The organism is Bradyrhizobium sp. B117, from assembly GCF_038969555.1.
In the GTDB taxonomy this organism is placed as follows: Bacteria; Pseudomonadota; Alphaproteobacteria; order Rhizobiales; family Xanthobacteraceae; genus Bradyrhizobium.
This window is the reverse complement of the sequence record NZ_CP152414.1, coordinates 6,774,495-6,786,403: the sequence shown is the minus strand read 5'-3', so window position 1 is coordinate 6,786,403 and position 11,909 is coordinate 6,774,495. Positions and strand designations below refer to the sequence as shown.

9 protein-coding genes are annotated in these 11,909 nt (G+C 65.1%); 7 read left to right on the top strand and 2 right to left on the bottom strand.

Annotation, left to right across the window (positions count from 1 at the left end; translation table 11 throughout):
- Positions 1–49 precede the first annotated feature (49 nt).
- The gene (gene oxc, locus AAFG16_RS32990; RefSeq protein WP_283080638.1) at positions 50–1,780 is read right to left on the bottom strand and encodes an oxalyl-CoA decarboxylase; all 1,731 of its coding nucleotides are present in this window, start codon (positions 1,778–1,780) and stop codon (positions 50–52) included.
- Positions 1,781–1,853: 73 nt separating this feature from the next.
- Entirely contained in the window at positions 1,854–2,549 is a 696-nt protein-coding gene (locus AAFG16_RS32985) for a GntR family transcriptional regulator (protein ID WP_167336571.1), read from the bottom strand.
- 345 nt (positions 2,550–2,894) lie between these two features.
- Between AAFG16_RS32985 and AAFG16_RS32980 the strand changes: the two genes are divergently transcribed.
- The 7 genes from AAFG16_RS32980 (at position 2,895) to AAFG16_RS32950 (ending at position 11,871) form a co-directional block, all read left to right on the top strand.
- On the top strand, positions 2,895–5,024 hold the full coding sequence (locus tag AAFG16_RS32980; RefSeq protein ID WP_283080637.1) for an acetate--CoA ligase family protein: 2,130 nt from the start codon (positions 2,895–2,897) through the stop codon (positions 5,022–5,024).
- A gap of 199 nt (positions 5,025–5,223) precedes the next feature.
- A complete protein-coding gene (locus AAFG16_RS32975) occupies positions 5,224–6,066 on the top strand; it encodes an IclR family transcriptional regulator C-terminal domain-containing protein (protein WP_283087026.1) in 843 nt (280 codons plus the stop codon).
- Between the two features lie 114 nt (positions 6,067–6,180).
- Positions 6,181–7,149: a tripartite tricarboxylate transporter substrate binding protein gene (locus AAFG16_RS32970; RefSeq protein WP_342732015.1), complete on the top strand. Its 969-nt coding sequence runs from the start codon at positions 6,181–6,183 to the stop codon at positions 7,147–7,149.
- Entirely contained in the window at positions 7,146–7,631 is a 486-nt protein-coding gene (locus AAFG16_RS32965) for a tripartite tricarboxylate transporter TctB family protein (protein WP_342732013.1), read from the top strand. The genes AAFG16_RS32970 and AAFG16_RS32965 overlap by 4 nt, the downstream gene beginning before the upstream one ends.
- Positions 7,631–9,130, top strand: a complete 1,500-nt coding sequence (locus tag AAFG16_RS32960; protein WP_283080634.1) for a tripartite tricarboxylate transporter permease — start codon at positions 7,631–7,633, stop codon at positions 9,128–9,130. The genes AAFG16_RS32965 and AAFG16_RS32960 overlap by 1 nt, the downstream gene beginning before the upstream one ends.
- 55 nt (positions 9,131–9,185) lie before the next feature.
- Complete coding sequence (locus AAFG16_RS32955) at positions 9,186–9,983, top strand: NYN domain-containing protein (protein ID WP_342732011.1); 798 nt, start codon at positions 9,186–9,188, stop codon at positions 9,981–9,983.
- Positions 9,984–10,068: 85 nt separating this feature from the next.
- Positions 10,069–11,871: an adenine deaminase C-terminal domain-containing protein gene (locus tag AAFG16_RS32950; RefSeq protein ID WP_342732009.1), complete on the top strand. Its 1,803-nt coding sequence runs from the start codon at positions 10,069–10,071 to the stop codon at positions 11,869–11,871.
- Positions 11,872–11,909 lie beyond the last annotated feature (38 nt).

Genomic DNA, 11,909 nt, shown 5'->3' with positions numbered 1-11,909 from the left:
ACTCTGTCTGCCCCCGCAAACCGCAGGGAATAAGGGTTGAGGGGTGGACTTACTTTTTCTTCTGCAGAACGCTCTGCGGATTGAGGTTGCCGATGCGGCCGCTCTCCGAGCCGGCGGCCGGATCGATCACCGCGTTGATCAGCGTCGGCTTGCCCGAGGCCATGGCCTCGTTGACGGCGCGCTTGAGCTCGTCGGGCGAGGTGGCGTTCACGCCGACGCCGCCGAAAGCTTCCATCATCTTGTCGTAGCGCGCGCCCTTGACGAACACTGTGGTCGCCGGATCGGAGTTCGCGCCGTTGACGTCGGTGCCGCGATAGATGCCGTCATTGTTGAAGATGACGACGCAGATCGGCAGGTTGTAGCGGCAGATGGTCTCGACCTCCATGCCGGAGAAGCCGAACGCCGAGTCGCCTTCCACCGCGAGCACGGGATGACCGGTCTCGAGCGCAGCCGCGATCGCCTGGCCCATGCCAATGCCCATCACGCCCCAGGTGCCGACGTCGAGACGCTTGCGGGGCTTGTACATGTCGATGACGCCGCGGGCGAGGTCGAGCGTGTTGGCGCCTTCGTTGACGAGGATCGCCTCGGGGTGATCCTTGATGACGTTCTTCAAGACGCCGAGCGCGCCGTGATAGTCCATCGGCGACTTGTTGTTCATGAGCTTCGGCGCCATCTTGGCGACGTTCTCTTCACGCTTGGTCGAGACGGCCTTGGTCCATTCGGCCGGCGCGGTCCAGCCCGCACCGATGGCCTGGTTGAAGGCGGAGACGACCGAGCCGATGTCGCCAACCACGGGCGCGACGATCTCGACGTTGGAGTCCATCTCACGGGGCTCGATGTCGACCTGGATGAACTTCTTCGGCGTCTCGCCCCAGCTCTTGCCCTTGCCGTGCGAGAGCAGCCAGTTCAGCCGCGCGCCGATCAGCATGACGACGTCGGAGTCCTTCAACACGGTCGAGCGGGCAGCACCAGCGCATTGCGGATGCGTGTCGGGGAGGAGGCCCTTGGCCATGCTCATCGGGAGGAACGGCACGCCGCTCTTCTCGACGAAGCTTTTGATCTCTTCATCGGCCTGCGCATAGGCCGCGCCCTTGCCGAGGATGATGAGCGGGCGCTTCGCGCTCTTGAGCACGTCGAGCGCGCGCTTCACGGAGGCGGGCGAGGGGATCTGCGCAGGTGCTGCGTCGATCACCTTGACCAGCGACTTCTGGCCGGCGTCGGCGTTCATCACCTGGCCGAACAGCTTTGCCGGCAGGTCGAGATAGACGCCGCCCGGACGGCCCGAAACCGCGGCGCGGATGGCGCGGGCAAAGCCGATGCCGATGTCCTGGGCGTGCAGCACGCGATAGGCCGCCTTGCACAGCGGCTTTGCGATCGCGAGCTGGTCCATTTCCTCGTAGTCGCCCTGCTGGAGGTCGACGATCTCGCGCTCGGACGAGCCGGACACGAGGATCATCGGGTAGCAGTTGGTGGTGGCGTGCGCGAGCGCGGTGAGGCCGTTGAGGAAGCCGGGCGCCGAGACCGTGAGGCAGACGCCGGGCTTCTTGGTGAGATAGCCGGCGATGCCCGCGGCGTAGCCGGCGTTCTGCTCGTGGCGGAAGGAGATCACGCGAATACCCGCGGCCTGCGCCATGCGGCCCAAATCCGTGATCGGGATGCCCGGCACATTATAGATGGTGTTGATGCCGTTCAGCTTGAGCGCGTCGATGACGAGATGGAAGCCATCCGTCAGTTCCTGCTCGGTGCCCGGTGCCTCGGACTTGGTCGCGGTATTCAGCATGGGCCTTGTCTCCCTGGTCTCAAGTAGTGGGGCGAGTTTTTCGCCCTTCTGGTGAAGGTTGCTAGGTGAACAGTTACGTGAACAGTTCCTGGCCATGCGCTTCGACGTAAGCGGCAAGGCCGAGGGTGTGGTCGCGGGCGCGCTTCTCGGCGAGCTCGGTGTCGCGCGCCTCGAGTGCTTCGATCATCGCGAGATGCTCGGGCAGCGAGGTCGCGGTGCGGTCCTTGCGTCCGATCGTGAGCTGGCGGTAGCCGCGCACGTGCAGCAGCAGGTCGTTGGTGAGATCGACCAGAACAGGGGATTCCGACAGCGAGATCAGCGCCTGGTGGAAGGCGATGTTGGCGCGCGAATATTCCTCGACGTGATCCTCGGGCAGGCGGTCCTTGCCGAAGTCCTTGAAGAAGTCGCGCAGCGCCGAGATGTCCTTCTTGCGCGCGGTGGTGGTGATGAGGCGAGCCGCCATGCTCTCCAGCGCCGCCCAGGCGCGGATCATGTCGACGATCTCGCTCTTGGTCCTGCGCACCACCATGATGCCGCGGCGTGGCACGGTCTTCACGAAACCGTCCTGCTCGAGCATCGCGATGGCTTCGCGGATCGGCGTGCGGCTGACACCCAGACGTTCGGACAACGCGCGCTCGTCGAGCATCACCGGCTCGGGCGTCGAGTAGATGTCCATCTTGAGGATGGCTTCCTTCAAGGCGTCATACGCCTTGTTTTTGAAGCTGCTCTCCGGGGCAATACGAACGATTGCGATATCTGCCTCGGCCATGTTCGGCAACGCCTTGGTTGGTTTCCGCAGTGACACGACGAATCTCCTCCAGGTGGGAGTCGTCTTTTACAGGATTATTAGCGGGAAAGTTTTTGGCATACCACATGCCAGAATGTCAAGCTGCCTATTTTTTGCGGCGTTGTCATGCGGCGGCTTGACAAGTTGGCTTCTGGCATACCAAATGCCATCGCCAGCCATTTTTGATCCAAGCCGGCGGAGTATTGTTGGCTTTATGCCACTCCGTTCCGCCGCATGGAACAAAGCGCGGCGAATGGCAAGCATCACGGGCAGCCGCAACGCGCGCGCGCTTTGAAAAGAACGAACTGAGGTCAAGGGAGAAGCCATATGTCCAATTCCAAAGATGCCGTCCGCAAGGTGCTTGACCAGGTCAAGGCGGACAACCGCACCAGCCTGACGGCCCCGGAAGGCAAGCTGGTCTGCGACGCCTACGGCATTCCGGTGCCGAAGGAGGGCGTGGCCAAGTCGGCGGGCGAGGCCGGCAAGATGGCCTCCGCGATGGGCTTCCCGGTGGTGATGAAGATCGTCTCGCCGGACATTCTCCACAAGACCGAAGCCGGCGGCGTCATCGTCGGCCTCAAGACGGCCGAGGATGCCGAGAAGGCCTACGAGACCATCCTCGGTAACGCCAAGAAATACAAGTCCGATGCCAAGATCGAAGGCGTCCAGGTGCAGCAGATGCTGGCCGGCGGCACCGAGGTCATCGTCGGCTCCATCACCGACGGCTCGTTCGGCAAGCTGGTGGCCTTCGGGCTCGGCGGCGTGCTGGTCGAAGTCTTGAAGGACATCACCTTCCGCCTCGCGCCCGCGACCAAGGAAGACGCGCTCTCGATGCTCGACGGCATCCAGGCGCACGAGATCCTCAAGGGCGTGCGCGGCGGCGAGCCGGTGAACCGCACGGCGCTCGCCGACGTCATCGTCAAGGTCTCGCAGCTCGTCACCGATTTCCCTGAAATCGTCGAGCTCGACCTCAACCCGGTGTTCGCGACCCCGAAGGGCGCGACCGCCGCGGACGTCCGCATCGTCGTCGACTTCGCCTACAAGCCGAAGCCGAAGCCGCGTCCGACCGAAGAGATCGTCGCGGCCATGAACCGCATCATGCAGCCGAAGGCGGTCGCCGTGGTCGGCGCCTCTGCCGAGGACGGCAAGATCGGCAACTCCGTGATGAAGAACCTCATCAACGGCGGCTACAAGGGCGAGATCTATCCGATCCATCCCAAGGCCGCCGAGATCCTCGGCTACAAGGCCTATAAGAGCGTCAAGGACGTGCCGGGCGTAATCGACGTCGCGGTGTTCGCGATCCCCGCCAAGTTCGTGGCCGCTGCGCTGACCGAATGCGGCGAGAAGAAAATCCCGGGCGCGGTGCTGATTCCGTCGGGCTTTGCCGAAGCCGGCGCGCCGGAGCTGCAGGCCGAGATCGTCGAGGTCGGCAAGAAGTACGACATCCGCCTGATGGGGCCGAACATCTACGGCTTCTACTATACGCCCGCCAATCTCTGTGCGACCTTCTGCACCGCCTACGACGTCAAGGGCCACGCGGCGCTGTCGTCGCAGTCGGGCGGTATCGGCATGGCCATCATCGGTTTTTCGCGTTCGGCGAAAATGGGTGTGTCGGCGATCGTCGGCCTCGGCAATAAGTCCGACATCGACGAGGACGATCTGCTCGCCTTCTTCGAGCAGGACCCGAACACCAACCTGATCGCGCAGCACTGCGAAGATCTGAAAGACGGCCGCGCCTTCGCGGAAGCCGCCAAGCGTGTCTCCAAGAAGAAGCCGGTCGTTGTGCTCAAGGCCGGCCGCACCTCGGCCGGTGCGAAGGCGGCCTCGTCACACACCGGCGCGCTCGCCGGCAACGACCGCATCTATGAGGACGTGTTCAAGCAGTCCGGCGTGATCCGCGCCCGCAGCTTGCGCCAGCTGCTCGAATTCGCCCGCGGCGTGCCGGTGCTGCCGACGCCGAAGGGCGAGAACGTGCTGATCATCACCGGCGCCGGCGGCTCGGGCGTGCTGCTGTCGGACTCCTGCGTCGACAACGGCCTGTCGCTGATGTCGATGCCGCCGGATCTCGACGCGGCCTTCCGCAAGTTCATCCCGCCGTTTGGAGCTGCCGGAAATCCTGTGGATATCACCGGCGGCGAGCCGCCGATCACCTACGTCAACACGGTAAAGCTCGGCCTGTCGGATGAGCGCATCCACGCGCTGATCCTCGGTTACTGGCACACCATCGTCACGCCCCCGATGGTGTTCGCCCGCAACATGGTCGAGGTGAAGAAGGAGATGGAGGCCAAGGGCTTCGTGAAGCCGATGGTCGCCTCGCTCGCCGGCGACGTCGAGGTCGAGGAGGCCGCCGAATATCTCTACCAGCATGGCATCCCGGCCTACGCCTATTCGACCGAGCTGCCGGTCGAGGTCTTGGGCGCCAAGTACAAGTGGGCGCGCGGGGCAGGGCTGCTCTGAGCGTTGACGTTCGCCTCTCCCCGCTTGCGGGGAGAGGCGGGAATTTGCGTAGCAAATTCCGGGTGAGGGGGACTCTCCGCAAGTCCATCTCTCACCCTACTCGCGGAGATAGCCCCTCACCCCAACCCTCTCCCCGTAAGAACGGGGAGAGGGAGAAGAGGCGGCTCGCGTCTTGTCTGATTGGCAAATGCAGGTCGCGATGAGCAAGAACGTGATCCGGCGCAAATCGCTCGAGCCTCGGTCGCCATCGGAGGCCGAGCACGAGGCGCGTGACGGCGGCGTGCAGTCCGTCGATCGCGCGCTTTCGATCCTAGAGACACTGGCCGAGGACGACGAAGGCTATCGCCTCAGCGATCTCGCCGTACGTACCGGCCTGTCCGCCTCGACCGTGCACCGCCTGCTGGCGACGCTGGAGAGCCGTCGCTTCGTGCAGTTCGACCGCGCCGAATCCAAATGGCATGTCGGTGTGCGTAGCTTCACCGTCGGCGCGAGCTTTGCGCGGCGGCGCAATTTCTCCACGCAGGCGATTCCATATTTGCGCAAGCTGCGCGATCTCACCCGCGAGACCGCCAATCTTGCCGTGGTCGACGACGAGTTCATCATCGTGCTGACCCGCATGGAGAGCCGCGAGATCATGCGGTCGCTGACCCAGATGGGTGGACGCGTCCCCATGGTGACCTCGGGTGTCGGCAAGGCGGTGCTCGCGACCTATTCCGACGAGGACGTCGGCGCGGTGATCCGCCATCACGGCATGCCTCGCCTGACCGAGAAGTCGATCGTGCGGCCGAGCGATCTGTTCAGGGAGCTCGAGAAGATCCGCAAGCAGGGCTTTGCGATCGACGATGAGGAGGCCTGCATGGGCCTGCGCTGTATTGCCGCAGTAGTCTATAACGACTGTGCCGAGCCGCTCGCGGCGATTTCGGTCTCGGGCATGACCAGCCGCCTGACCGACGACAGATTGCCGGAAATCGGCCAGATCGTGCGCGAAGTCGCCGGTGAGTTGACCATCGCGCTCGGCGGGGTGATGCCCACCTCCGCCTAGCGAGGAAACCGGGCGCTGTCGCTGGACAGCATCGGCCGTTTTGGTTGATATGCGACCAAACGACACAATGCGGCACCCAATCAACACGTCCGCATGAGCCTGGAGACTGCCCTGATGTTTCAATTCCCCGCGCGCCTTGTCGGCGCAGCCGTCGCGCTGACCCTTGCGGCAGCAACCCCGGCTTTTGCCCAGCAGCTCGAGCTCAAGCTGATGGCGCCGGCGGCTCCGGGCGGGGGATGGGACCAGACCGCGCGCTCGATGCAGCAGGCGCTGGTCGCCTCCGGCGTGGCGCGCAGCGTGCAGGTCACCAACGTTCCCGGTGCTGGCGGCAGCGTCGGCATCGCGCAGTTCGTCAACGGCGCCAAGGGCGACGGCAACCAGCTGATGGTCAATGGCTTCGTCATGGTCGGCGCGCTCGCCATGAACAAGTCGCCGGTGACCCTTGAGCAGGTGACGCCGATCGCGCGGCTCACCGAGGAAATCCAGGTGATCGTCGTGCCCGCGAACTCGCCGATCAAGAATGCGCAGGATCTCGCCGCCGCAGTGAAGGCCGACATCGCCAAGGTGACCTTCGCCGGCGGCTCGGCCGGCGGCGTCGATCATGTGATGGCCGCGTTGTTTGCGAGCGCCGCCGGCGCCGACGCCAAGAAGATCAACTACATTCCGTTCTCCGGCGGCGGCGAGTCGCTCGCCGCGATTCTCGGCGGCAAGGTCACCGCGGGCATTTCGGGCCTGAGCGAATATGAAGGGCAGATCAAGTCCGGCAAGCTGCGCGCGATCGGCGTGACCTCGGAGAAGCGCATCGCGGGCAGCGACATTCCGACCTTCAAGGAACAAGGCATCGACCTCGTGATCGCCAACTGGCGCTCGGTGGTCGCTCCTCCCGGCATCACTCCGGAGCAGAAGAAGACGCTCAGCGATGCGGTCGAGAAGATGGTCAAGTCGGACGCCTGGAAGGAAATCCTCAAGCAGAAGGGCTGGGAGGATGCCTATCTCGGCGGTGACGCCTTCGCCGACTTCCTGAAGAAGGAAATCGTCCGCGTCACCGACGTGCTGAAATCGGTCGGTCTCGTCAAGTCATGAGCTCAGGCGATCCCGCCCAGCCGCCGCGGCGCGTCGATCGCGCCGGCATCGTCATCGCTGCGCTGCTCGCAGGTCTCGCCGCGGTGCTGGTCTGGGACGCGCGCGGCCTGCAATCGGCCGCGATGTACGGCATGGGGCCGGAGGCGATGCCGGTCGTGGTTGCCAGCGGCCTTGCGCTGCTCGCGATCGGCAATTTCATCGACGCGCTGCGCGGCAACCTGCCGGCGCGCGAGAACGCCGATCCCGTGCCGGTGGTCTTGATCCTCGTTGGCCTTGCGCTGCTGATCGCCATCATCGGTTTCGGCGGCGGCTTTATCCTCGCGACCTCGGCGCTGTTCGTGACGACGTCGGCCGCGTTCGGGCGCCGCGCCATCCTGGTCGACAGCATCATCGCGCTCGTGATGTCGACCCTCATCTATCTGGCGTTCGACCGCCTGTTGACGCTGAGCCTTCCGACCGGCCCGCTGGAGCGACTGCTGTGATGGACACGTTTGCGGCGCTGGCCCACGGCATGGCGGTCGCCGTCCAGCCGATGAATTTGCTTTATGCGCTGATCGGCGTGTTCCTCGGCACGGCCGTGGGCGTGCTGCCCGGCATCGGCCCGGCGCTGACGGTCGCGCTGCTCTTGCCCGTCACCTACAAGCTCGACCCCGGCGGCTCGCTGATCATGTTCGCCGGCATCTATTACGGTGGCATGTATGGCGGATCGACCACCGCGATCCTCATCAACACGCCCGGCGAGAGCGCCTCGATGGCGACCGCGCTCGAAGGCAACAAGATGGCCAAGGCCGGCCGCGGCGGCCCGGCACTCGCGACCTCCGCGATCGGCTCCTTCGTCGCCGGCACCATCGCCACCATTGGCCTTGCGTTCCTCGCGCCATGGCTGGTCGATTTCGCCGTGCGCTTCGGCCCGGAGGATTATTTCGCGCTGATGTGCGTCGCATTCGTCACGGTGTCGGCGACCTTCGGCGATTCTCCTGTCCGTGGCCTGACCAGCCTGTTCATCGGCCTGACGCTCGGCCTCGTCGGCATCGACAAGCTGACCGGTCAGGCGCGGCTTGCGTTCGGCGTCCCTGAATTGCTCGACGGCGTCGAGGTGACGACGCTCGCGGTCGGCCTGTTCGCGGTGGGCGAGGCGCTCTACGTCGCATCGCGCCGCCACCACACCGAGGAGAAGCTCGAGCCGGTGCGCGGCTCGCTGTGGATGACAAAGGAGGACTGGAAGCGGTCGTGGAAGCCGTGGCTGCGCGGCACCATGTTCGGCTTCCCGATCGGCGCGCTACCGGCGGGCGGTGCCGAGATCCCGACCTTCCTGTCCTATTCGACCGAGAAGCGGCTGACGAAGCACCCCGAGGAGTTCGGCAAGGGCGCGATCGAAGGTGTCGCCGGACCGGAAGCGGCCAACAACGCCTCCGCCGCGGGCACGTTGGTGCCGCTCCTGACGCTGGGCCTGCCGACCTCGGCGACGGCCGCGATGATGCTGGCGGGCTTCCAGCAATATGGCCTCAATCCGGGGCCGCTGCTGTTCGCCGAGCGGCCTGACCTGGTCTGGGGCCTGATCGCCAGCCTATTCATCGCCAACATGATGCTGCTGGTGCTCAACCTGCCGCTGGTCGGCCTGTGGGTACGGCTGCTCGCGATCCCGCAGCCCTGGCTTTATGCCGGCATCCTCGTCTTCGCGACCATGGGCACCATCGCGGCAAAGCCGTCCGTGGTCGAGCTGTCGATGCTCGCCGGCTTCGGCGTGCTCGGCTTCCTGATGCGCCGGTTCGATTTCCCGATCGCGCCGGTCGTCGTCGGCCTGATCCTCGGCCCGATCGCCGAGAGCCAGCTCCGCCGCGCGCTCGCGATCAGCCTCGGCGATCCCATGACGCTGCTGCAAAGCCCGATCTCGGCGACGCTGCTCGGCGTCGCGCTGATCGCGCTGCTGGCGCCCTTCGTGCTAAAGGGTCTCGGGCGGTTCAAGGCAAACGAGGATTAGCCGTCCCGACGCGCGCGTCTCCGAGTGCTGCGTCCCTCTCGTTGAGGAAACGCCAATGCCGGAACTTCGCTCGCCCCGTCTCGCTGTCCTGATCGATGCCGACAACGCCTCCGCAAAGATCGCGGATGGACTGTTCGAGGAGATTGCCAAGATCGGCGAGGCGAGCGTTCGCCGCATCTACGGCGACTTTTCCAATGCGCGATCCAGGGGGTGGGCCGACATTCTGTCGAAGCACGCCATCATCCCGCAGCAGCAGTTCGCCTATACGACGGGGAAAAACGCGTCCGACATAACCCTGGTCATTGACGCCATGGACCTGCTTCACAGCGGCCGGTTCGATGGCTTCTGCCTGGTGTCATCCGACAGCGACTTCACCCGCCTGGCCGCCCGCATCCGGGAGCAGGGCATCGATGTTTTCGGGTTCGGCGAGCAGAAGACACCGGAAAGCTTCAGGCAGGCCTGCCGAAGGTTCGTCTACACGGAGAACCTGCTTGCCGGCACGGCGACCACCCAGGATGCCGCCTCGAGGCCGGCGCCGCTTCAGCCGCCCGAGGCCGCCACACCCATCATCAAGAAAGTCATCACCCAGATGGAGAGTGAAGACGGTTGGGTCACGCTCGGTGACGTCGGCCGGCAGCTCGCCAATCTCGCCTCGGATTTCGATCCGAGAACGTTCGGTTTCCGCAAGCTGAGTGACCTGGTGCGAAAGACGAATTCGTTCGAGATCGATGAGCCAAAGGGCCGGTCGATGCGGATTCGGGTCAAGCCCGCTGCCGCAGCACCGCCGAGACGGCGGAACTCGCGCAGGCCTGCAAGGTCGGGGACGGCAGGCGGTTCGCCGCCTAAGGCGTAAGCAGGGCGTGCCGATATATTTACGCTTGCCCGGCTTGGCGCAGGGCGTAACCATCGCGTGGCCGTAACGCCACGCGAGGGTCCCGATGACCAAACTTACCCGCTTCGCCGTCGCACCGCTCCATTCGATGACACGGCGTCTGGCCGATGTCGCCTCGGCGCGCGTCGCGCCCGATCTCGTCATATCAGGCGCCCGGGTGCTTTCGACCTATTCGGAGCGTATCCACGAAGGCCGCGAGGTCTGGATCACCGGCGGCCGCATCGCGGCGGTGAAGCCTGCCGGAGCGGCGAAGAAGGTCTGGAGCGGCATCGCGACTTACGACGCGGCCGGCGGCATCATCGCGCCGGGCCTCGTCGATCCGCACATCCACATAGAGTCCTCGATGGTGACGGCCTGCGCCTATGCCGAGGCCGCGCTGCTCAACGGCACCACGACGATCTTCTGCGACAGCCACGAGATCGGCAACGTCATGGACGTCGCCGGGGTCGAGGCGATGCTGGAGGACGCGCGCGAGGCGCCGCTCTCGATCTTCCTGACGGTGCCGAGCACAGTGCCGGCGACCTCGGCTGAGCTTGAGACCGCCGGCGGCGATCTCACGCCGGACAAGATCGCCGGTCTGTTCGACCGCTGGCCCGAGGCGGTCGCGCTCGGCGAGAAGATGGATTTCGTGCCCGTCACGATGGGGGACGAGCGCAGCCACGCCATTCTCGCCGCTGCCTTGAAGCGGGGACGGCCGGTGTCCGGCCACGTCTACGGCCGTGAATTCGTCGCGGCGTATGCGGCGAGCGGCGTCACCGACACCCATGAGGCGATCGACCGCGACATCGCCGACGACCTGCTCGACGCCGGCGTCTGGGTCTTCCTGCGCGGCGGGCCGCCGACCACGCCCTGGCACTCGCTGCCGCAGGCGATCCGGACGATCACCGACCTCGGCGCCTCGCACAAGCGCACGGCCGTCTGCACCGACGACCGCGATGCCGACGATTTGCTGCTGTTCGGCCTCGACTGGGTGGTGCGGGAGGCGGTGAAGGCCGGGATGTCGCCGGAGCAGGCCTGGTCGATGGGCTCGCTGCACGGGGCGACGCGCTTCGGCATGGAGGGTGACATTGGCGGGCTCGGCGGCGGCCGCCGCGCCGATCTCGTGCTGATGGACGATCAGCTCAAGCCGCAATGCACCTGGTATGGCGGCGAGCTCGTGGTCGAGCACGGCAAGATCACCAAGCTTCTCGATCAGGCGCTGTCGCAGCGCTATCAATATCCGAAGGCGGCTTATGCGACCGTGAAGCTGCCGGAGAAGATGAAGCTGACGCCGGAACTGCCGACGAAGGCCTGCACCGTCAACGCGATCAAGACCGCGCTGCCGGGCATCACGCTGATCCACGAGAAGGTCAGGATTGAGCCGGCAAAGGACTGGCCGCCGCTGTTCGAACGCTACGGCCTCTGCTTCGTCACGGTGGTCGAGCGCCATGGCAAGTCGCCCGGCAACGCCGCCCATGGCCTCCTGAAGGACTTTGGCCTGAAGCGTGGCGCGGTCGCCTCCAGCGTCGGGCACGACAGTCACAACATCATCGTCGCCGGAACAAATGAACCGGACATGCAAGTCGCGATCTCGGCCATCAAGGAAAAGCAGGGCGGCGTCTGTGTGGTCGCCGACGGCAAGGTGAGGGCACTGGTCCCGCTGCCGATCGCAGGCCTGCTCTCCGACAAACGTGTGACGGAAGTCGCCGAAGAGGTGAAGGCGCTGAAGAAGGAATGGGCCGAGGCGGGCTGCACCATTCCCTACATGGGCTTCAATTTGATTCCGCTATCGGTCATTCCGGAAATTCGCATCACCGACAAGGGCCTGGTGCTGGTGCCTCAGATGGAGCCGGCGCCGCTGTTCGAGTGATTTCTTTCATGTAGTTCTCGATCTAAGCGCTTGAGGCG